Raw genomic sequence first — 20,528 nt, 5'->3', positions numbered from 1 at the left:
AACTTTGGACCGAGCTGCTTTTGCCCCCTAATTTTAGGGGGTGGCTGGTTTAAGGGTCCACCCTAGCTTGAAATAGAATTTTCTGTCCCATGAGTTGCTGAATTATTTTTTTTCCAACTCATTTTTATGGATGTGATGCTTCTGGGATGGCCTGAATTTTTCTTGCCGGCGGCCCGATGGTCGTGAATATTGATTCGATTGGATTGATGTTTCAGGAAATTGAAGTGCCCTGTCATGATTTTAAGTTGGAGTAATTGATATGCGGCATCAATTCCTGGTTTCAGGTCTTGTCGGGGCGCTTGGGGTAATTGGGCTTGGTTTGGCGCAGCCAGCGTCGGCGCAAGTGCAAACGGATCCGGTTTCCGGCCAGAGAATTGAGTCAATTCAAATTCTCATCAAAAATCCGAGTGCGGATACTGCGTTTAACAGTCGTGTCGAAGATTTGGTCCGGCGCACGATTGCCGTTTTTCCGAGTGATGTTTATTCGGAATTGCGCTTGCTGTCCTCGCTGGCACGTATCTCGCTCATGCCTGAGATTCAGCAGGCCAAGCATGAAGCCACACCCGGCGCGACCGGCGGAGTGCTGCTGGCCATTGAGGTGACTTTGGCCGAGCGGGGCGCCGCCGGCAAAGAAACACCGGCTGCGCAGGTGTTGCCCGCATTTCCCACTTTGTATGAATCCAATGGGACGGTCGTGCGCGCCAAGCTGGAAACCTTGGCCATGTATTACGGCAACAATAATGCGTGGTTTGGCCGTAATGATGTCATGCTCAATGGCAACCCATTTGCGGTCGGCCAATCCGCTGGTAAGGGTTATAGCGACTGGCTCGAGGGCTTTGTGCATTTGGGCCTGTACGGCATTACGCCCATTTCGCCTTCAATTTATACCTATGGCGGTATCAGCGCGCTGGCGAGCGGCTCGGTCGGTCAAGAGTTGTTCACCGATAAAACCCGCAGCCACTTGGCGGTGGAAGATGCTTTTGTCGGGATTGTGGGTGGCACGACCTCCGAGCAGGGCGATCGTTTTGTCTACAACCTGTCCACCGGCCGGCAGAGATTCACCATCGGTGAAGGGTTTCTTTTAGTCAATACGGCGGCCAATGGCCTGAATCGGGCGGCTTTGCAGTCGAATCCGCGCTGGGCGGGTGATCGCGTGACGTTGGGCCGCTTCGCCTTCAATAACTGGAAGCTTGATCTGTTTCACGTCGAGCCGGACGAGATGCCCGAGCTGGATTCCAAAACCCAGATTCAAGGCGTGAACCTTGAGGCCTCGGCGCTTGGGGACTTCAATTTGGGCTTTACCGCACTGCATGTGCCAAAGTCCAAGTCGGTTTATTACAAAGACGCCAATCAGTTGCCGCGCGAAGGGCTGCGTGTGGCTGATATGCGCATGCGCTGGCAGCCCGCGCCTGCGGGCAAGGCGGGGCCATTCGCGGCGGCAGAGTTGGCGCGCCAAACGCACAGCAAGTTTGATATGGAGGCCTGGGCCTATTTTGGCGAACTCGGCTATGTGTTTGCGCAAGCGCCGTGGACGCCTACCCTGAGCTACCGCTATGCGCGGTTTTCGGGTGATCAGGCCGATTCCCAGAAATTCGGTCGCTGGGATCCTTTGTTGTCGGGCGGCAATGGGGAAACCTGGGTTCAAGGCATCAACCACTACAAGATCTTCCAGGATTCGAATCTGGTGGCGCATCGCATCCAAATGCGACTGCGGCCGCAGCAGCAGATTGAACTGGTGCCGCAACTCTGGTTCTTCAGCGCCGATTCGCTGACCAATTTGGGTGGCAACCCGGCCTTGTCGTTCTTGAAGTCCAAGAATCTGGGCACTGAGCTCAATCTCACCGCCAAGTACTTCATGTCCAGGAATGTGATGTTTCAGGGACATATCGCCGCCACTTTTGCGGGCGACGCGATCAAACAAGGGCTGGGCACTTATTCCAGCCCCTGGATCAGCACGATGTTCTTTGTGCGAATCGGTTACTAGTCTTGTCCACCAACCCATGGAGATAGCGATGGAACGCAGAGATTTGATGAAGGGTGTTGCAGTGATGGCGGCCGCAGGCGTGGCAGCAAGCAACGCATCCGCGCAGTTTCAGGCCAGCAAGCAGGCGCCGGTTGGCGTCAAGGATGTGGACCCGGTGGCTGAGGACTATTTCATCCCCGGCCGCTTCAAGGGAAAGACCCTGATCGTGACCGGTTGCGCCCGAGGCATGGGTGAGGCTGTGGCTATTCGCGCGGCGCGGGAAGGCGCTAATGTTGTTGGCGTCGACTGGATCAAGGACCTGGGCGCCCGCACCATTGACCGCATCAATTCGGCGGGCGGCAAGGCCGTGTTCGTGCATGGCAGCGTGGGTGATTCCGCGACCTGCGATCTGATGGTCAAGGCCGCAGTCGATAACTTCGGCGGCTTGGATTTCGCCATCAACAACGCCGGGGTGATGGACGGTGTCTACTCGGGTGACCCCATCGACTACGAGAAGCAAAAGTCATTGATCTTTGCCCCGATCCACGAAGCCACCGATGAGTATTGGGACCGGGTGTTCCTGAGTAATGCGGCCGGTGTCTTCCGCAGCTTGCGTGCCGAACTCAAGCAAATGGTCAAGCAAGGGCGAGGTGGTGCCATCGTCAATGTGGGCTCCATCGCCGGCTTGACCGGTTTGGCCGGCAATCCTGCTTATGTGGCCAGCAAGCACGCGGTCAATGGTTTGACGCGCAATGCGGCGATCGACTACGCGCCCTACGGCATTCGGGTGAATTCGGTCAATATGGCCGCTACCGACACGCCGATGGTGGCGCGTGCGGGTCAGTTGGTGATGGCAGCCTCCAAGGCCTCTACAGGCCCCAAGATGGGCACCATCAAGACGCAGAGTGTCTTGGCTTACGCCGATTCCAAGCGTCGCCCGGCGACCGTGGGTGAGCAAGTTGGCGTGATGCTGTTCTTGTTGTCCAGCGAGGCTTCCAACCTGACCGGCGCGATGTACGCCACGGATGGTGGCTGGACCGCCTACTGAGGGTCTAAGCAGGAGCCGCTGCGGACTGGGCTTGCCAGCGCAGCGAGTTGAGCTCCGGCGGGATCTAATGATTCCGTATGGGCCTGCCTGAGCGGCAGGCCTACAGGATTGGGCTTTGAGCGGAGGAGGGCGCAGCCCTCCGGCTCGTCTTGCAGTTTGCTTGCAACGCTTTCTTGCCAACGGCCGCTGGCGCCCATGCCGGCTCAGCGGCCGTCAAGCTGGCTCAGTGCAAAGGCTGATCCGCCGGTGCGCCGCCAATCACGCTGAACACGGCTTCGCCCAGGGTGCCGGCTTCGATCTCGGCTTCCGTGGCATCACGCACATCCAGCACCTTCATATGCATGCGAAGGCCGAGGCCGGCCAGCGGGTGGTTGCCGTCCAGCACCACATGCTCGGGGTAGACATCGGTGATGGTGTAGAGCGCGTGCTGGGGCATATCGGGCGTGGCTGCGCCTTCAGGCAGGCCTTCGAGTTGCATGCCGGGCTCCACTTCGTCGGGGAAGAGGGTGCGTGACTCGAAGCACACCAGGCTGGAGTCGTAGTCACCAAAGGCTTCTTCGGGCTGCAGGGCCAGGCTCACTTCGTAGCCGGCGCCTTGGTCCAGCAAGGCTTCCTCGACCTTGGCAAAAAGGTCGCTGCCGCCGTAGAAAAACTCCAGCGGCTCGGCCAATTCGTCGATCAACTGCCCTTGGGCATCTTCAAGTCGCCAGCTCAAGGCGACAACACAGGGGGCGGAAATTTTCATGCCGCCATTGTTTCACATGCCTCGCCGGGCTGCATTCGGCGCGCGCGGCATCAAGCACAATGTCGGCCATGGATATCTCCGCAAACTTGGCTCTTTTGGGTGGCCTCACGCCCGAACAATTCATGCGCCAGTACTGGCAGAAGAAGCCCTTGGTGGTGCGCCAGGCCATGCCCGGCGTCAAGCCGCCGGCCTCGCGCAGCGAGTTGGCCGCCCTGGCCGCCAGTGAAGACACCGAGTCTCGCTTGGTCAGTGCCTTTGATGGCCGCTGGGCCATGCGCAAGGGCCCGATTGCCAAGCTGCCGCCGTATTCCAAAGCCGGTTGGACCTTGCTGGTGCAAGGCCTGGAGCAGCATTTGGATGCCGCCTACAACTTGCTGGAGCAGTTCCGTTTCGTGCCCGAAGCGCGGCTGGATGATTTGATGATCTCCTACGCTACCGATGGCGGCGGCGTGGGGCCGCATTTTGACTCCTACGATGTGTTCCTGATTCAGGTTCATGGCCAGCGCCGCTGGCGCATCGGGCAGCAAAAGAATGCTGAGCTGCGCGACGATGTGCCGCTGAAGATCATCGCCAACTTCGAGCCCGAGCAAGAGTATTTGATGGAGCCGGGCGACATGCTGTACCTGCCGCCGGGCTGGGCCCATGACGGCGTGGCTGTCGGCGAATGCATGACCTGCTCGGTGGGTTTTCGCACGCCGTGGCGTGCCGAGCTGGCCAAGGACTTGCTGAGCCGCTTGATGGATGATGAGGATCAGCATTACGCCAACAAGATGTATGCCGACCCCAAGCAGCCCGCCACCGCCACACCGGGCTTGGTGCCCCAGCAATTGCTGGACTTTGCCCGTGACGCGGCCGAGCGCGCGCTGCGCGAACCCTTGGCGCTGGAGCGGGCTTTGGGTGAGGCCTTGACCGAGCCCAAGCCAAAAGTTTGGTTTGAATCCGGCGAGCCCTTGCCTGAAGGCGCCGACGCCGTGTTGGATCGTTGCAGCCGCATGCTCTACGACGCCGCCCATGTCTTCATCAACGGCGAATCCTTCCGCGCTGCGGGCCGCGATGCACGCTTGATGCGCACCTTTGCGGATGAGCGGCGCCTGACGGCCAAGCAGCTGGCGCAGTTGTCAGAAGGCGCGCGCGAACTGCTGGACCAGTGGGCGGAGGACGGCTGGGTTCGGGCTGCCTGAAGCTCGCCATCGTTTGACAGGCTAGATGAGCGAGCCTGCGAAGGAGCAATCCATGCAAGACCAAAGTGGCAGCTTTGAGGGGCGGCAGGCGTTTTCCTCAGCCATTTCGCAGGCCATCGCTTGGGCGGCAGAGCAGGGCTGCCGAGAGGTGTTCTGGTTGGATCGCAGTTTTGCCGACTGGCCCTTGTCGGATGCAGCGGTGCTGGCGCATTTACGCCAGTGGGCCCAGCCCGGGCGGCGCTTGCACTTGCTGGCCGAGCAATATGACGACGTGGCTCGCCGCCACCCGCGCTTTGTGCAGTGGCGGGCTCGCTACGGCCACTGCGTTCATGCCCGCGCCTTGGATGAGCCGGGGCTGCCACCCGGTACTCGCCACCAAGCCTTGTTGATCGTCAAAGGCGCGGCCGGGCAGTTGGGCCTGCGTTTATTCGACCAAGGTCATTGGCGCGGTCATATTTCCCTGGACAGGGCCGAGGTGCAGGCATTAAGCGAAGAGTTTGATGCAAGCTTGCAACGGTCTTACGAATCATTCGGCTCAAGGACCTTGGGCCTGTGAGGCGTGACAAAAGTACCAGCTATACTTGTAGGCTAGGCGATGGAAGCGCTCGAGGTTTCCTCGTCTTGTGACGTCGAGGCACGCGACGGCTTGATTCTTAAGGGAATCGATGCAATCGCGATGCTTCAAAAAATTACCGGTAATTGAATCGTCGTTTAACGAATTTTGAGGACAAGTATGAACAAGTCGATCCTGTTGGCTACCCTGTTGGCTGCTGTTGCCCTGACCGCTTGCGGCAAGAAGGAAGAAGCCGCTGTTGTGGCTCCCGTCGCTGAAGCCGCTTCGGCTGCTGCCAGCGCTGTTGACGCTGCTGCTTCCGCTGTTGCTGCACCGGTTGCTGACGCCGCTTCGGCTGTTGCTGACGCTGCTTCGGCCGTTGGCGCCGCTGCTGCCAGCGCTGTTGACGCTGCCAAGAAGTAATCGACTCCCGTCGGTTCTCTGAAAAAACCGCCCGGCGCAAGCCCGGCGGTTTTTTTACGTCTGGGCTTTTCAGTCGATCGTGAACCAGTCGCTGCCCAGCTTTTGATCGGCCACCGGGATTTCGTCTGCGGTGCCGCCCAGCACCGACGCCAGGGCGGCGGCGGCCAGCTCGGGTCGGTTGTTGCGCTCACTCAAATGGGCCGCCAGCACGGTTTGCAGGCCGGTATGCAGGCATTGCTGCAGCAGCGTGGCCGATTGGGCATTTGAGAGATGGCCGTGGCTGCCTAGGATGCGGCGCTTCAGGTTGGCCGGGTAGCTGGAGTTTTTCAGCAAGTCTTCATCGTGATTGCACTCCAGCAGCATGGCATCCAGCCCTTGCAAGGCGGCGAGCACCGAACTGCTCGGGCAGCCCAAATCGGTCAGCAAGCCCAGGTGTTTGGCGCCGTCGTTGCAGCGCAGGTGCAATGGCTCGTTGGCATCGTGCGGCACGGCGAGCGGCTGCAGTTGCAGATCGCCCAGCTCAATCAATTCGCCGTCGCGGGCGAAGTGCAGCAGGCTGGGCTCAAAGTCCGGGTTGCCGACGGCACGCCAGGTGCCGCGACTGGTCCACAGGGGCACTCGGTATTGTTGGCAGAGCCTGAGCGCGCAGCCGATGTGGTCGCCATGCTCGTGGGTTATGAAGACGGCGGTCAGTGCCTCGGGCGCGCTGCCGGCGCGCTGCAAGCGGCGGGTCAATTCGCGCAGGCTGAAGCCGCAGTCCACCAGCAGCTGCGTGCTGGTGATGCCTTGGCTGGCTTCGACCAGGGTGGCGTTGCCGCCGCTGCCGCTGCCTAGGCTGCAAAAACGCATGCGTGGCCTCGTTGGAATAAGCTGATGAGTGGGAAATGAAAAACGCCACCAGCCCGAGGGTGGTGGCGTTGGGATGGTTTCGCAGCGCTGTGGTTTAGCGCAGGTCGTCCATCAGCAAATTGAGAATGCGCTTGGAGATCTCGCTGCTCTGCTTCTGGCCCTTGTCATCCAGCACGGTGACGGTGCTGCGCTCGCCCTCGGACTTGACCGAGACCCGGTAACGCACCTTGGCCGGGCCGTCGTCCTTGCTGAACAGGCGTTGGAAGAAGTTGGGCTCTTCCTTGCCGGCTTGGCTGGGGTCGGCATAGCGCAGATAGAACAGGCCTTGCTTGCGGTCGCGGTCTTCGATGGTGAAGCCGTGGCGATCCAGCGATTGGCCGACGCGGCGCCAGGCGCGCTCGAAACCTTCATTGACCTTCAACTCGTCCGGCACATCGGCCAGGCTGCGGCTTTGCGCTGAGACAGCGGCTGCGGCGGTGCCGGCCACCGCAGCCGTGGCCACGGGGGCGGGCGCTGCTGCGGCTGCCACAGCCGCCTTGGCGGCTTCGTCCTTGGCGCCCAACTTGACCATCAGGCGGGACAGCATCTCGGCTTCCAGCTGCGGGTCATTCGGGCGGGGTTGCCAGGCGGTGGCTTCCTTTTGCTGATTGGTATAGACCTCTTGCATGCCTTTGTGGGCAATGAAGATGTCGGTGCCGCCCTTGGGCGAGCGTTCGACGCGGGTGCGGAACATATCGCGCTCACCGGTCGAGTAGAAGCTGTCAAACACCTTGCCGATGGTGGAGCGGATCACGTCTTGCGGCAGCTTGGCGCGGTTCTCGTTCCAGTTGGTTTCCAGCAGGCCGATGTCGGCTTGATCCTTGGCGAGCTCGAAGCCGCGCTCAACCCAGAAGTCCTTCAGGGGTTGCCACAGCTGCTCGGGCGTTTGGTCCACATGCAACCAACGCTCATCGCCAACGCGCTCCAACTGCACCTTGCCGGCGGCGTTCAGAGCGACGGTGTTGGCGGCGGCTGTGGCAGGTGCAGCCTTGGCGGCGGCGCTGCTTTGTTGGAAGCTGGCGGCGCTGACGGCCGCACCGGGCGCGCGGGTATCGCGGGCCAACTGGGTCAGGTCGGGCGGGATGTCCAGGCCGGTGGTCTGCTTGGCGCCGCTGCGGTAGTCCACCTTGTCGGTGGAAATCACGTTGTCAATCGACGAGCAGCCGGCGGCCAGCGAGCCCACCAGCATCAGCGTGGCCATGCGCAGCGGGGTGCTTTGGGCGGTAAGGGGTGCAGAACGAGTCACGCTAGACATCTCCGGGAGTCAGGGTTGCAGCTGCTGGGCCAGGCCAACAGCGGCGTCGAATTCAGTGGGGCGATTAGAGCAGAAGAAGCTGCGGGGCCGCATGTGTTGCCGCCCCGCATGCCCTGCCTCTACAGCAGGCCGCCCTCTTTCATGGCTTGTTCAACCACGGCTTGGCCGGCCGGCGTCAAGCCGGTGATGGGCAAGCGCAGATGAGGCTGAATGCGGCCCAGCTTGGCCAGCGCCCACTTGGTGGGGGCTGGGCTGGGCTCGCAGAACAGGTTCTTGTGCAGGCTCAAGAGTTGGAAGTGGATGCGGCGGGCGGTGGCGATGTCACCGGCCAGCGCAGCCTTGCACAGCTCATGCATGGCGCGTGGCGCGACGTTGGCCGTCACGCTGACATTGCCGTGGCCGCCTAGCAGCATCAGGGCGATGGCGGTGCCGTCGTCGCCGGAATAGATCGAAAAGCCCTTGGGGGCGTTCTTGATCAGCCAGGCGGCGCGCTCGATATTGCCGGTGGCTTCCTTGACGCCGAACACGCCGGGCAAGCTGGCGCAGCGCAAGGTGGTTTCGGGCTGCATATCGGCCACGGTGCGGCCGGGCACGTTGTAGAGCATCATGGGGATGTCTACGGCCTCGGCGATGGCCTTGTAATGCTGGTAGATGCCTTCTTGCGAGGGCTTGTTGTAGTAAGGCACGACGGACAAGGTGCAGTCGGCGCCGACTTCCTTCGCGTAGCGGCTCAACTCAATGGCTTCCGAGGTGGAATTGGCGCCGGTGCCGGCCATGATGGGCACGCGGCCCTTGGCATGCTCAACCGCAGCGCGAATGATTTCGCGGTTTTCTTCCATGCTGACGGTGGGCGACTCGCCGGTGGTGCCGACCACGCAGATGCAGTCGGTGCCTTCGGCGATATGCCAGTCAATCAGCTTGCGCAGGCTGGGGTAATCAACGCTGCCATCTTCAAGCATCGGCGTGATGAGTGCGACGATGCTGCCAACTAGTCCGTTCATTGAGCAATCCTTGTAATCAGTCGATTCTACTCAGCCGCAAACCTTTTTACGGGCGGGGCAGGGCATATCGCTGGAAAACCCCCTCGTCTTCAGACGCGGCGCGAACAGCCGCAACGCGCTGGACGAAGCGGCCGTTGACCGCCGCTGGGCTAATTTCACCGGGAGCAGACTCAAAACCATCTTCATAGCCCACCACGCGCAAGCCCGCGCAGGCGCGCAGCAACTCGCCGGGCTGCAGCAGAAAGTCGGCACGCGCTGGGCGGCCAATGCTCTGCTGGCCATGGGCAAAGGTTTCGTAAATCAACCAGCCGCCCGGGGCTACTGAGGCGATGATTTGCGGCAGCAGCGGGCGCCAGAGGTAGTTCGTCACCAGCACCAGATCGAATTGCCGCCCGGCCAGTGGCCAGGGGCCGGTTTCGATGTCGGCGGTGATGATTTCGGCCAGGGCTTGCAGCGGGGCGGTGGCCGCGCTGTCGCGGTCGACACCGGTGACGCGCATGCCTTTCTCAGCCAGGTAGCGCAGATGGCGGCCGCTGCCGCAAGCCAGATCCAGCGCGGTGGCGCCGGCAGGGGCGGCTGCGGACCAGCGCAGCAGCCAGGGGGAAATGTCAGAGGTCAAAAGCAAGCCCAGATTTGTTCGGAAAGATTGATCATCAATGCGGGCTGAATATAGGCCAGGAACACCAAGGCCAGCAGCACGGCGGCCAGCAGGCGCCACCACCAAGCCCGCGCGATCCGTTTCATGCTGGTGCCATCCGCCGCTCAATCGCGGTTTCGCGCACGGGCAGATTCACCAAGGCCGCCATCACGCCCAAGCCCACCGCCAAGTACCAGACCACGTCGTAACTGCCGCTCAGGTCATAGAGCCGCCCGCCCAGCCAAACGCCCAGAAAGCTGCCGATCTGGTGGCTCAGGAACACAAAGCCGCTGAGCATGGACATGTGCTGAATGCCGAAGATCTGCGCCAGCACCGCATTAGTCGGCGGCACGGTGGATAGCCACAAAAAGCCCATCACGCCCGAGAACAGATAGACCGAGGTGGGCGTCAGCGGCACGCTCAAAAAGCAGACGATGGCGACGGCGCGCAAGGCGTAAATGGCCGAGAGGATGTAGCGCTTGGGGAAACGCTGGCCCAGCGAGCCGGCCGCGTAGGTGCCGAACACATTGAAGAGGCCGATCAAGGCCAGGGAATAGGTTGCCACCTGCGGGCTCAGGCCGTGATCTTTCAGGTAGCTGGGCATGTGCACGCCGATGAACACCACTTGAAAACCGCAGACGAAATAGCCCAGCATCAGCAGCTGGAAGCTGCGGTAGCCAAAGGCCTCGCGCAGCGCTTGGCCAATGCTTTGCTGGTGGCCCGGTGCTGCTGCGGCGCCCTTGGGTTCACGCAGGCCCAGGGCCAAAGGAATGGTGATCAGGGCCGCGCAGCCCAGCACAAATAAGGCGTTCTGCCAGCCGGTATAGCCGATCAGCCAGTTCTCCACCGGCACCATCAGGAACTGCCCGAAACTGCCGGCCGCTGCGGCCACACCCATGGCCCAGGAGCGCTTTTCCGGCGCCACATTGCGGCCGATCACGCCGTAAATCACGGCGTAGGTGGTGCCTGACTGCGCAATGCCCAGCAAGAGCCCGGCGCTGCCGGTGAAGGCCAGGCCTGAGGTGGACAGTGCCATCAGCACCAAGCCCAGGGCGTAAAGCAAGCCGCCGACCATCAGTACCCGGAAAGGGCCGTAGCGATCCGCCAGCATGCCGGTGAAGGGCCCCGCCAAGCCCCAAGAGAGGTTTTGAATCGCCAGCGCGAAGGAGAAGGTCTCGCGCGTCCAGCCGCGGTCCATGGTGATGGGCTGCAGCCACAGGCCAAAGCCGTGGCGTATGCCCATGGACAGGGTGACGATCATGGCGCCGCACAGCAGCACCTGAAACATCGAAAGTTTCGCAGGGGCTGGGGATGCTGGAGGCAGAGGGTGGGGATGTGCGGCAGTCATCCCAGCACTCTAGCCAGAATTTGGCTTTCAGGTTGTCCCGCAGGCGAAGTCGTCTGCGGCGCGACCAGGCTTACTGGCTCAGCAAACGACCTTGTTTGACCCGCAGCAGGATGCGGCCCAGGCTGTCCAGGTCATTCAGAGGGTTGCTCTTCAGCAGCAAAAAGCTGGCCTCGCAGCCCTCGTCAAAACAGGCGATGCGGCGCTTGGGGAACAAGGCGCGCGGCGTGTCGACGGTAGCGATGCGCAAAAGCGTGGCGCGATCCATCACCGCGAGGCTGTCGAGCTGGCGCAACTCGGCAAACGCGGTGCCGTTGTAGAGGTCGGAGCCCAGCAGCAGGCTGACTTTCGCATCCAGTAAGCGGCGCAGGTTTTCGGCCTGCAACTGACGCAAGGCGGCTAAGCCGGTATCGCTGGGCTCGAAGAATCGGCTGCCCGAGATGGCGGTGATCACCGCCACATGGCGCTTGGCGGCTTCACTGGCGGCCTCGGCGCTGATGCGGTAGCGCTCTGGTGTTGTGCCTTCAAAAAAATACAGGCCCGGCAGGCGCGCCACCAGGTCCACCCCGCTTTGCACCGCCACCGTGAAGTCGGTCGCGGTGTCGGCCTGGGCCACCACCTTGAAACCATCTTGCTTGGCGCGTTTTACGATGGGGGCCACCAACTCGGGCTTCAGCCCTAAGCGGCCGAACTGTTTGGCGTCGGCACGCAGTTCGGGGCTTTCGCTGCGGCTGAGCATGAGCTTGACCCAGTCGGTCTTGCGCCCGGCCACCAGCGGCCACTTGGCGTTCAGGTCGGCGCTGCTGTCCATCACCAAGACCGCCTTGTCGGCGAAATCTTCGGCCTTGAGCTTGGGGTCGTCGCCGATCAGTTGGGCCAGCGGTTGGCCGTCGGGGGAGGTGATGCAGACGGAGGTGAACAAAACCTCGGGCGAGGCCGGCTGCGCGGCGATGGGCCGCATTTCCGCTACCGCCTTGGGCTCGCCGCATTGCATGGCGGCGTAAAACACACCGTCGCGCAGATAGCTGCTGGCATAGCGGGCAAAGCCCCAGAGGGTCTGCAAATTGTGGTTGTGCGCATCGGCCAGCGGCGGTAGCAGGAATTGGCCTTTCAGGTCCATCTGGCGCTGCGGCTTGCCCTTGGGCTTTTTGCGGGTGAAGCGGCCTTCTTGCACGTACAAAGTGCCTTGCTGGACAAAGCCCTTGCCATCGAACCATTGGGCGTTCTTCAGCTCCATGCTCATGGGGGCGCTAGCCTTGAAGTAAGGCGTTTCAGGCTCGGGCAGCGGGGCCGGGGCGCTGTGGGCCAGTTGGCTGAGGCCGAGCGCGGCAAGAATGAGAGCGAGAGCACATTTCGTCATAGGGGCGCCATGCTAGCCCGGATATTTCACAAGGTCGGCCCCGGCGGACTTGAAACAGCAATGTCCAGCAGGTTTTCTCCGCTCAATATCCGATCCAATTTGCATCCAGGGGTCTACGCGGGCTTGCGCGGCACAGGGCTGGCTGGCCCTCAACTCCTCGTCAATGCCTTTGGGCATTGCCTGTGGCCGTCTCGGGCCATCCCGCTGCGCCCTGCACCACACAATTCCCGCGTCCCTTGTGAAACATCCGGGCTAGTGCAAACTGCAGGCATACCCAGTTCAAAGGCGCTTGAGCTTGCGCCGAGATCTGCTTGCAGCTACCCGAGGACCCGTCTTGAAAACCATCTACAACGACAAGCATCCGGCGCACGCCGCCACCCATGAATTCTTCCGCGGCCGCCTAGTGCCGGCTTTTGAGACGCCGGCGCGGGCTGATTTCATTCTGCAGGCGGTGCAGGGCGCCGACTTGGGGCCTATCCTGGCCCCGGTCAATCATGGCTTGCAGGCCTTGGCGCGGGTTCACAGCTCGCGTTACTTGAACTTTCTGGCCGGCGCTTGGGAGGAGTGGCAGGCCTTGGGCGGGGAGGGGGATGCTTTCCCTGCTGTGTGGCCGGTGCGCAGCTTGCGTCACGATATCGAGCCGCAGAGCTTTGCCGCCCGCATGGGGCTTTATTCCATGGACAGCGGCACGCCGCTGACCGCCGGCGCCTGGGATGCCGCTTTTTGGGGCGCCCAAGCCGCGCTGACCGGACTGGACCTGTTGCTGGCCGGTGAGCGCAGCGCCTATGTGCTGACACGCCCGCCCGGCCATCACGCGGGCAGCGACTTCTTTGGCGGCTATTGCTTCGTCAATAACGCGGCGGTGGCGGCACAGGCTGCGCTGGACCAAGGCCTGAAGAAGATCGCCATCCTGGATGTGGACTACCACCACGGCAACGGCACTCAAGCGATCTTTTACGAGCGCGCTGATGTCTTTTTCGCCAGCATTCATGGCGACCCGCAGACCGAATACCCCTTCTTCCTGGGTCATGCAGACGAAGCCGGCGCTGGCGCCGGCCTGGGCTTCAATGCCAATTTCCCGCTGCCTGCCGGCGCCACGAATGAGCAGTGGTTTGAGCGCCTGGAGGCCGCGCTGGCCCGGCTGCAGGCCTATGCGCCCGAATTGCTGATCGTGTCCCTGGGCGTGGATACCTTTGCCGGTGACCCGATTTCGCATTTCCAGTTGGACCAGCCGGAATTTACCCGCCTGGGCGAGCGCCTGGCTCGTTTTGGCTTGCCCACGCTGTTTTTGCAAGAGGGCGGCTATGCCACCGAGGCGATCGGGCTCAATGTGCTGGCGGTCTTGCAGGGCTTTGAACAGGGGGCTTAAGCCTTCTTGGATCCGACGGCGCCCTTTTTCGGGGCAAGGTGGGAATCCTGCTCTCTACAATCGCCGCCATGGCGACGACTAAAGGCACTACCAATTCCTCCCCCGCTTCCTATGGCGAAGCGTCCATTCGCGTGCTCAAGGGGCTTGAACCCGTCAAGCAACGCCCGGGCATGTACACCCGCACGGACAATCCGCTGCACACCATTCAGGAAGTGATCGACAACGCGGCCGACGAGGCCCTGGCCGGTTTCGGCAAGCGCATTGACCTGACCCAGCACCAAGACGGTTCGGTGACCATTGCCGACGACGGCCGTGGCATCCCCTTCGGCCTGCACCCCGAAGAGGGCGTGCCGGTGGTGGAAATTGTGTTCACCCGGCTGCACGCCGGCGGCAAGTTCGACAAGGGCTCGGGCGGGGCTTACAGCTTCTCCGGCGGCCTGCACGGCGTGGGCGTCAGCGTGACCAATGCGCTGGCCAAACGCCTGGAAGTGACGGTCTGGCGCGAGGGCCAGGTGGCCACGCTGGCCTTTGAGAACGGCGATGTGGTGGAGCCCGTGGTGGCCCGGCCCGCCGTGCGCGGCGACCGCAAGCAGGGCACCACTGTGCGTGTCTGGCCCGATGCCAAGTATTTTGAAAGTGCCGAACTGCCCAAGCATGAGTTGGTGCATCTCTTGCGCAGCAAGGCCGTTTTGATGCCCGGCGTCATCGTGACGCTGACGAACGAGAAAACCGGCGATGTGCAGACCTGGACCTACCAGGGCGGCCTGCGCGACTATCTGCTGCAGACCCTGACGGCCGAGCCGCTGATCCCGCTCTACGAGGGCGAGCAATACGCCAGCAAGGCTGAGACCGAAAACTTCGCCGAAGGCGAGGGCGCGGGTTGGTGCGTGGCCTTCACCGAAGAAGGCGCGCCCATGCGCGAGAGCTATGTCAACCTGATCCCCACCGTGGCCGGCGGCACCCATGAGTCGGGGCTGAAGGACGGCTTGTTCGGCGCCATCAAGGGCTTTATTGAGCTGCACAGCCTCCTGCCCAAGGGCGTCAAGCTGATGCCGGACGATGTGTTCTCGCGTGCCTCCTTCGTGCTCTCGGCCAAGGTGTTGGACCCGCAGTTCCAGGGCCAGACCAAGGAACGCCTGAACAGCCGCGACGCACTGCGTCTGGTCTCCACCTACGTCAAGCCCGGCCTGGAGCTGTGGCTGAACCAGCATGTCGAGCATGGCAAAAAGCTGGCCGAGCTGGTGATCAAGCAGGCGCAAACCCGCCAGCGCGCCAGCCAAAAAGTCGAGAAGCGCAAGGGCTCGGGCGTGGCCGTGTTGCCGGGCAAGCTGACCGATTGCGAGAGCCGCGATCTGCTGCATAACGAGGTCTTCCTGGTCGAGGGTGACTCGGCCGGCGGCAGCGCCAAGATGGGCCGCAACAAGGAAACCCAAGCCATCTTGCCGCTGCGCGGCAAGGTCTTGAACACCTGGGAGGTGGAGCGCGACCGCCTGTTCGCCAATAACGAGATCCACGACATCGCCGTGGCGCTGGGCGTGGACCCGCATGGCAAGAACGACTCGCCCGACCTCAGCGGCCTGCGCTACGGCAAGGTCTGCATCCTCTCAGACGCTGACGTGGACGGCTCCCACATCCAGGTGCTGTTGCTGACGCTGTTCTTCCGCCACTTCCCCAAGCTGGTCGAAGCTGGCCATGTTTATGTGGCCCGCCCGCCCTTGTACCGGGTGGATGCCCCGGCGCGCGGCAAGAAGCCGGCCGCCAAGATTTACGCGCTGGACGAGGGCGAGCTCACCGCCACCCTGGACAAGCTGCGCAAAGAAGGCGCCCGAGAAGGCAGCTGGAGCATCAGCCGCTTCAAAGGCCTGGGCGAGATGAGTGCCACTCAGCTGTGGGACACCACCCTGAACCCCGAGACCCGCCGCCTGTCACCGATCAGCTACGGCCACTTGAGCCTTGGCGAGACCGAAGTTGCCATCAACAAGCTGATGGGCAAGGGCGAAGCGGCCTCGCGCCGTGAGCTGATGGAAATCAACGGCGACGCGATTGAAATCGACGTCTGATTGAGCCATGAGCCCGCCCACGCCCCGCATCCATCTGCGCCCCACCATGCTGTCCGATCTGGACTTCGTGGTGTCGGTGGAGCAGGACGCGGCCAATGTGCCCTTCATCACGCCCTGGGAGCGCACCCAGCATGAGGGGGCGCTGCGCTTCCCGGATTCACGCCACTTCATCGTCGAGATGGGGCCTGAGGCCAAGCGCGGCGGCTATGTGATTTTTCAGGGCTGCCGCAACCCGCATCGCTCGGTGGAGCTCAAACGCATCGTCTTGCTGCCCAAAGGCCAGGGCCAAGGCCTGGGCCGGGCGGCGATGCGCTTGCTCAAGAAAATGGCCTTCACGCAGTTGCACGCGCACCGCTTCTGGCTCGATGTGAAGGCGCTGAATCAGCGCGCGTTGCGCCTGTATGCCAGCGAAGGCTTTGTCGAGGAAGGGCGTTTGCGCGAGAGCGTCAAGCTCAGCGGCCAGGGTGCCGACGGCTATGACAGCCTGATCGTCATGTCCATGCTGGACCGCGAATACCAAGCGCGCGTGGCGCTGGGGCAGGAGGCTGGGTGAAAGCGCGCTCGCTGCTCCTGTCCAGCATCATGCTGCTGCTTGGTGTTGCTGCGCCCGTGCAGGCCGAGCTGTGGGGCTTTGTCGACGGCAAGGGCGTTGCCCATCTGGCCAGCAAGCCTTTGAACGGCAGCTATTCCCTGGTGCTGGCCGGGGCCGGCAAGCCCGCTGGCGCGGAAGCAGGAAATGGCCGCGTGCCGGGCAAGAGCGACGGCAGCCAGGGCCTGCTGACCTGGCTGGAGATTGCGCCCGAGGTGAAGTCGGTGCAGCCTTTTTTGCGCGAGGCCGCCGCGGCCCATGGCGTGGACATGGAGCTGCTCAAGGCCATCATCGCGGTGGAATCGGGCTATAAGCGCGATGCCCTGTCGCCACGAGGCGCTGTGGGGCTGATGCAGATCACCAGCATCGCCGCCAGCCGCTACGCCAGCGCCGGCTTGGTGGCCAACGCCAATGCCAATTTGCAGCAATTGCTGTTTGACCCGCGCACCAATGTCATGACCGGTGCGCGCATGTTGGCGGATTTGATCAAACGTTTTGGCCGCATCGATGCGGCCTTGGCGGCCTGGAATGCTGGCGAGGGCGCGGTGCGCCGCGCCGGCGGGCGCGTGCCGCCCATCGCTGAAACCCAGGCCCATGTCCATTTGGTGCTAGAGCTTTACTGGGCCCTGCTGCAAAGCCGGCTGCCGGCCCAGGCTCAGCACTTGAAGATTCACTCATCCTGACCATGAACCAGACCCCTATTGATTTTGATTCGCCGGAGCAAGTGCCGGAAAACAAGCCGGACAACAAGCTGGAAAGCGCAGCGGAGCAAACGCCGGAACAGATGCTGAGCGATGTGAGTGCTCAAACGCCGGACTCGCAAGCCGCCGCGCCTGCAGTGCCACCCGCGCCGCCCGTGCCCCCTGATGCCGGCAGCGGCTCAGGCTCGGGCGATGAGCCCGGTGATGCCCTGACCCTGGGTCGCTACGCCGAGCGGGCGTATCTGGAATATGCACTGAGCGTGGTCAAGGGCCGCGCCTTGCCGGATGTTTGCGACGGCCAAAAGCCGGTGCAGCGCCGCATCCTCTATTCCATGGACCGCATGGGTCTGAGCTTCAGTGGCACCACCGGCGCCAAGCCCGTCAAGGGCGCGCGCGTGGTGGGTGATGTGTTGGGCCGCTTTCACCCGCACGGCGACCAGTCGGTGTACGACGCCCTGGTGCGCATGGCGCAGGACTTCTCGCAGCGCTATCCGCTGATCGACGGCCAGGGCAATTTCGGTAGCCGTGACGGCGATGGCGCGGCGGCCATGCGTTACACCGAAGCCCGCTTGGCGCCCATCAGCCGCTTGCTGCTGGACGAAATCGACGAAGGCACGGTGGACTTTGTCCCCAATTACGACGGTTCTACCCAAGAGCCCAGCCAGTTGCCGGCGCGCCTGCCTTTTGTGCTGCTCAACGGCGCCAGCGGCATCGCCGTGGGCATGGCCACCGAAGTGCCCAGCCACAATCTGCGCGAGGTGGCCTCGGCCGCCGTGGCTTTGCTGAAGAACGACAAGCTCTCGGATGATGAGCTTTACACCTTGCTGCCCGGACCGGACTATCCCGGCGGCGGCCAGTTGATCAGCTCGGCCGACGATATCCGTTCGGCCTACCAGAGCGGCCGCGGCAGCATGAAGCTGCGCGCGCGCTGGAAGATCGAAGACCTGGCGCGCGGCCAATGGCAGTTGGTGGTGACCGAGTTGCCGCACGGCACCAGCTCGCAAAAAGTGCTGGAAGAGGTGGAAGAACTCTCCAACCCCAAGGTCAAGGCCGGCAAAAAGACGCTCAGCCAAGAGCAGTTGCAGCTCAAGGCCAGCTTGCTGGCGGTGCTGGACTGCGTGCGTGATGAGTCGAGCAAAGACTCCGCCGTGCGCCTGGTGTTCGAGCCCAAGAGCCGCACGGTGGAGCAGCAAGACCTGATCACCACGCTGCTGGCGCACACCAGCCTGGAGACCTCGGCCTCAATCAATCTGACCATGATTGGCGCCGATGGCCGTCCCACGCTGAAGAGCTTGCGCCAGATCCTGAGCGAATGGCTGGGCTACCGCCAGGTGACGGTGCAGCGCCGCACCCAGCATCGCCTGAACAAGGTGCTGGACCGCATCCATGTGCTGGAAGGCCGGCAGCTGGTGCTGCTCAATATCGACGAGGTGATTCGCATCATCCGCAATGCCGATGAGCCCAAGCCGGCGCTGATCGAGCGCTTCCGCCTGAGTGAGCGTCAGGCTGAAGACATTCTTGAAATCCGCCTGCGCCAATTGGCGCGCCTGGAGGCGATCAAGATCGAGCAGGAATTGAGCGCGCTGCGCCTGGAGCAAGGCAAGCTGGAAGACATTCTGGGCAACCCCGGCAGCTTGAAGCGCACCGTCATCAAAGAGATCGAGGCCGATGCCAAGCAGTACGGCGATGAGCGCCGCACCCTGATTCAGGAAGAAAAGCGCGCGACGGCCGAGGTGCGCATCGTTGATGAGCCGGTGACGGTGGTGGTCAGCCAAAAGGGCTGGGTACGTGCGCTCAAGGGCCATGAGGTGGCTCCGGCCGCCTTGGCATTCAAATCTGGCGACCAGCTCTACGGCACCTTCCAGTGCCGCAGCGTGGATCCGCTGATCGTGTTCGGCAGCAATGGCCGGGTTTATTCGGTGCCGGTGTCGGTGCTGCCTGGCGGGCGCGGTGATGGCCAGCCCATCACCACCTTGATCGAGCTGGAATCCGGCACGCAAATCGCGCATTACCTGGCCGGCGCCGGCAATCAGCGCCTGGTGCTGGCCGGCAGCGGCGGCTTTGGTTTGGTGGCGCAGCTGAGTGATCTGGTCGGCCGCCAAAAAGCCGGCAAGACCTTCCTCAGCCTGGAAGGCAACGAGAAGCCGCTGCCGCCGGCCTTGCTGCCCGCCGGCGAAGTGCTGGGCCTGCAACTGGCTTGCTTGTCTGAACAGGGCCGCTTGCTGACCTATGCCTTGGACGAGCTGAAGCATCAGCCCAAGGGCGGCCGTGGCCTGACCCTGATGGACCTGGAAGGCAAGGATCAACTCCTGGGTGTGGCGGCATTCAGCCAAAGCCTGCTGGTGCAGGGCCTGGGCCGCGGCGCCAAGCCCAAGGAAGAGATTCTGAAGGGCGTTGGCTTGGCTGCTTATGCCGGCAAGCGGGCGCGCAAGGGCAAGGCCGTCGAAGCCTTCCAAAAAGTCTTGCGGGTGCAGGCGCCTTGAAGGGCCTATTGAGCGGCGCTGACATCGCACGGCGAGCCCTGCTGATTTCAGGCCTAGGCTTGGCCTCGGGCGTTTGGGCGGCCGAGTCTGAGTTGCAGGCCCGACTTGACGCGCTGCAAAAGCGCAGCGGTGGCCGCATCGGCCTGTTTGCGCTGAACAGCGGCAGCCGGGCGCAGATCGCTTTTCAGGCCGATCAGCGCTTTGCTTTTTGCTCCACCTTCAAGCTCTTGCTGGCCGCGGCCGTGTTGGCGCGGGTGGATGCGGGTCAGCTGAATCTGGACAAGCCCATCCGCTACAGCAGCAATGACATGCTGGCCCATGCGCCCATCACCTCGGCCCGTTTGGTCAATGGCCGGGGTGTGATGAGTGTGGGCGAGTTATGCGAGGCCATCGTGACGGTCAGCGACAACCCTGCTGCCAATTTGCTCTTTCCCTTGGTGGGTGGCCCGCCCGGGCTGACGCGCTTCCTGCGCGAACTGGGTGATCCGCACACCCGCTCGGACCGCATCGAGCCGGCGCTGAACAGCAATCAAGCCGGCGATGAACGCGACACCACTACACCGGCCGCCTTTGTCAACAGCATGGAAGCCTTGCTGCTGGGCAATCGCTTGAGCGAAGAGGCCCTTCAGTTGCTGGTGGGGTGGATGGTGGGCAGCACGACAGGCTTGCAGCGCTTGCGCGCCGGTTTGCCCGAAGGCTGGCGCGCCGGCGATAAGACCGGCACCGGGGCGGGTGGCGCCGTCAATGATGTGGCCATTGCGTGGAAGCCTGAGCAGGCGCCCTTGCTGATGGCGGTTTTTATGAGCGGTTCAGCGCAAAGTGTGGACGAGCTCAACGCCATTCACGCGGAGCTGGCTGGCTTGGTGGTCAAGGCCATCGGCTAAGCACGAAAAGGGCGAGCCATAGCTCGCCCACTTTCAGCCCCTC

19 protein-coding genes are annotated in these 20,528 nt (G+C 62.7%); 11 read left to right on the top strand and 8 right to left on the bottom strand.

The window, feature by feature from the left end; all coding sequences use genetic code 11:
- The first annotated feature begins 259 nt into the window (after positions 1-259).
- Both AT984_RS10030 and AT984_RS10025 read left to right on the top strand, forming a co-directional pair.
- Positions 260-1,984 carry an alginate export family protein gene (locus AT984_RS10030; protein WP_082679927.1) on the top strand — a complete coding sequence of 575 codons (1,725 nt, stop codon included), beginning with the start codon at positions 260-262 and terminating at the stop codon, positions 1,982-1,984.
- A 28-nt stretch (positions 1,985-2,012) separates the two neighbouring features.
- Positions 2,013-3,011, top strand: coding sequence for an SDR family NAD(P)-dependent oxidoreductase (locus AT984_RS10025; protein WP_058719975.1), 999 nt, complete (start codon positions 2,013-2,015; stop codon positions 3,009-3,011).
- A gap of 223 nt (positions 3,012-3,234) precedes the next feature.
- Here AT984_RS10025 and AT984_RS10020 read toward each other — a convergent pair whose 3' ends face one another.
- The gene (locus tag AT984_RS10020) at positions 3,235-3,756 is read right to left on the bottom strand and encodes an FKBP-type peptidyl-prolyl cis-trans isomerase (protein WP_058719974.1); all 522 of its coding nucleotides are present in this window, start codon (positions 3,754-3,756) and stop codon (positions 3,235-3,237) included.
- A gap of 68 nt (positions 3,757-3,824) precedes the next feature.
- Between AT984_RS10020 and AT984_RS10015 the strand changes: the two genes are divergently transcribed.
- From AT984_RS10015 to AT984_RS10005, 3 genes are all read left to right on the top strand, one after another.
- A complete protein-coding gene (locus AT984_RS10015; protein WP_058722215.1) occupies positions 3,825-4,937 on the top strand; it encodes a JmjC domain-containing protein in 1,113 nt (370 codons plus the stop codon).
- Between the two features lie 52 nt (positions 4,938-4,989).
- On the top strand, positions 4,990-5,493 hold the full coding sequence (locus AT984_RS10010) for a hypothetical protein (RefSeq protein WP_156421979.1): 504 nt from the start codon (positions 4,990-4,992) through the stop codon (positions 5,491-5,493).
- A gap of 177 nt (positions 5,494-5,670) precedes the next feature.
- On the top strand, positions 5,671-5,913 hold the full coding sequence (locus tag AT984_RS10005) for a hypothetical protein (RefSeq protein ID WP_058719972.1): 243 nt from the start codon (positions 5,671-5,673) through the stop codon (positions 5,911-5,913).
- Positions 5,914-5,982: 69 nt separating this feature from the next.
- On the opposite strand, the gene AT984_RS10000 is transcribed toward AT984_RS10005, so the two are convergent.
- The 7 genes from AT984_RS10000 to AT984_RS09975 all read right to left on the bottom strand — a co-directional run bounded on the left by AT984_RS10000 (position 5,983) and on the right by AT984_RS09975 (position 12,399).
- On the bottom strand, positions 5,983-6,762 hold the full coding sequence (locus AT984_RS10000) for an MBL fold metallo-hydrolase (RefSeq protein WP_058719971.1): 780 nt from the start codon (positions 6,760-6,762) through the stop codon (positions 5,983-5,985).
- A 94-nt stretch (positions 6,763-6,856) separates the two neighbouring features.
- Positions 6,857-8,056, bottom strand: a complete 1,200-nt coding sequence (gene bamC / locus AT984_RS09995; RefSeq protein ID WP_058719970.1) for an outer membrane protein assembly factor BamC — start codon at positions 8,054-8,056, stop codon at positions 6,857-6,859.
- Positions 8,057-8,175: 119 nt separating this feature from the next.
- Complete coding sequence (dapA, locus tag AT984_RS09990) at positions 8,176-9,057, bottom strand: 4-hydroxy-tetrahydrodipicolinate synthase (RefSeq protein ID WP_058719969.1); 882 nt, start codon at positions 9,055-9,057, stop codon at positions 8,176-8,178.
- A gap of 46 nt (positions 9,058-9,103) precedes the next feature.
- Complete coding sequence (locus AT984_RS09985; RefSeq protein ID WP_442952175.1) at positions 9,104-9,682, bottom strand: class I SAM-dependent methyltransferase; 579 nt, start codon at positions 9,680-9,682, stop codon at positions 9,104-9,106.
- The gene (locus tag AT984_RS23775) at positions 9,673-9,801 is read right to left on the bottom strand and encodes a hypothetical protein (RefSeq protein WP_257721177.1); all 129 of its coding nucleotides are present in this window, start codon (positions 9,799-9,801) and stop codon (positions 9,673-9,675) included. The genes AT984_RS09985 and AT984_RS23775 overlap by 10 nt, the downstream gene beginning before the upstream one ends.
- Positions 9,798-10,982, bottom strand: coding sequence for an MFS transporter (locus tag AT984_RS09980; RefSeq protein WP_058719967.1), 1,185 nt, complete (start codon positions 10,980-10,982; stop codon positions 9,798-9,800). The genes AT984_RS23775 and AT984_RS09980 overlap by 4 nt, the downstream gene beginning before the upstream one ends.
- A 130-nt stretch (positions 10,983-11,112) precedes the next feature.
- On the bottom strand, positions 11,113-12,399 hold the full coding sequence (locus AT984_RS09975; RefSeq protein WP_058719966.1) for an amidohydrolase family protein: 1,287 nt from the start codon (positions 12,397-12,399) through the stop codon (positions 11,113-11,115).
- A gap of 334 nt (positions 12,400-12,733) precedes the next feature.
- Here AT984_RS09975 and AT984_RS09970 point away from each other — a divergent pair, with 334 nt between their 5' ends.
- From AT984_RS09970 to bla, 6 genes are all read left to right on the top strand, one after another.
- Positions 12,734-13,768 (top strand): histone deacetylase family protein, encoded by a 1,035-nt coding sequence (locus tag AT984_RS09970; RefSeq protein WP_058719965.1) that lies wholly within the window; start codon positions 12,734-12,736, stop codon positions 13,766-13,768.
- 68 nt (positions 13,769-13,836) lie between these two features.
- Positions 13,837-15,828: a DNA topoisomerase IV subunit B gene (locus AT984_RS09965; protein ID WP_058719964.1), complete on the top strand. Its 1,992-nt coding sequence runs from the start codon at positions 13,837-13,839 to the stop codon at positions 15,826-15,828.
- Between the two features lie 7 nt (positions 15,829-15,835).
- Complete coding sequence (locus tag AT984_RS09960) at positions 15,836-16,381, top strand: GNAT family N-acetyltransferase (RefSeq protein ID WP_058719963.1); 546 nt, start codon at positions 15,836-15,838, stop codon at positions 16,379-16,381.
- Positions 16,378-17,100 (top strand): lytic transglycosylase domain-containing protein, encoded by a 723-nt coding sequence (locus AT984_RS09955; RefSeq protein WP_231741630.1) that lies wholly within the window; start codon positions 16,378-16,380, stop codon positions 17,098-17,100. The genes AT984_RS09960 and AT984_RS09955 overlap by 4 nt, the downstream gene beginning before the upstream one ends.
- 2 nt (positions 17,101-17,102) lie before the next feature.
- Entirely contained in the window at positions 17,103-19,601 is a 2,499-nt protein-coding gene (parC, locus tag AT984_RS09950) for a DNA topoisomerase IV subunit A (protein WP_231741628.1), read from the top strand.
- Positions 19,598-20,485: a class A beta-lactamase gene (bla, locus tag AT984_RS09945; RefSeq protein ID WP_058719962.1), complete on the top strand. Its 888-nt coding sequence runs from the start codon at positions 19,598-19,600 to the stop codon at positions 20,483-20,485. Before parC ends, bla begins: the two co-directional genes overlap by 4 nt.
- Positions 20,486-20,528: the final 43 nt, after the last annotated feature.

It is taken from the genome of Paucibacter sp. KCTC 42545, from assembly GCF_001477625.1.
In the GTDB taxonomy this organism is placed as follows: Bacteria; Pseudomonadota; Gammaproteobacteria; order Burkholderiales; family Burkholderiaceae_C; genus Paucibacter_A.
Note: the sequence above shows the minus strand (reverse complement) of the source record. Positions and strands in the feature narration are given on the sequence as shown.

Bases quoted from the DNA above. Each gene is read 5' to 3' on its own strand.
- AT984_RS10030 (WP_082679927.1), top strand. From the start codon at position 260: ATGCGGCATCAATTCCTGGTTTCAGGTCTTGTCGGGGCGCTTGGGGTA.
- AT984_RS10025 (WP_058719975.1), top strand. From the start codon at position 2,013: ATGGAACGCAGAGATTTGATGAAGGGTGTTGCAGTGATGGCGGCCGCA.
- AT984_RS10020 (WP_058719974.1), bottom strand. From the start codon at position 3,756: ATGAAAATTTCCGCCCCCTGTGTTGTCGCCTTGAGCTGGCGACTTGAA.
- AT984_RS10015 (WP_058722215.1), top strand. From the start codon at position 3,825: ATGGATATCTCCGCAAACTTGGCTCTTTTGGGTGGCCTCACGCCCGAA.
- AT984_RS10010 (WP_156421979.1), top strand. From the start codon at position 4,990: ATGCAAGACCAAAGTGGCAGCTTTGAGGGGCGGCAGGCGTTTTCCTCA.
- AT984_RS10005 (WP_058719972.1), top strand. From the start codon at position 5,671: ATGAACAAGTCGATCCTGTTGGCTACCCTGTTGGCTGCTGTTGCCCTG.
- AT984_RS10000 (WP_058719971.1), bottom strand. From the start codon at position 6,762: ATGCGTTTTTGCAGCCTAGGCAGCGGCAGCGGCGGCAACGCCACCCTG.
- bamC (WP_058719970.1), bottom strand. From the start codon at position 8,056: ATGTCTAGCGTGACTCGTTCTGCACCCCTTACCGCCCAAAGCACCCCG.
- dapA (WP_058719969.1), bottom strand. From the start codon at position 9,057: ATGAACGGACTAGTTGGCAGCATCGTCGCACTCATCACGCCGATGCTT.
- AT984_RS23775 (WP_257721177.1), bottom strand. From the start codon at position 9,801: ATGAAACGGATCGCGCGGGCTTGGTGGTGGCGCCTGCTGGCCGCCGTG.
- AT984_RS09980 (WP_058719967.1), bottom strand. From the start codon at position 10,982: ATGTTTCAGGTGCTGCTGTGCGGCGCCATGATCGTCACCCTGTCCATG.
- AT984_RS09975 (WP_058719966.1), bottom strand. From the start codon at position 12,399: ATGACGAAATGTGCTCTCGCTCTCATTCTTGCCGCGCTCGGCCTCAGC.
- AT984_RS09965 (WP_058719964.1), top strand. From the start codon at position 13,837: ATGGCGACGACTAAAGGCACTACCAATTCCTCCCCCGCTTCCTATGGC.
- AT984_RS09960 (WP_058719963.1), top strand. From the start codon at position 15,836: ATGAGCCCGCCCACGCCCCGCATCCATCTGCGCCCCACCATGCTGTCC.
- parC (WP_231741628.1), top strand. From the start codon at position 17,103: ATGAACCAGACCCCTATTGATTTTGATTCGCCGGAGCAAGTGCCGGAA.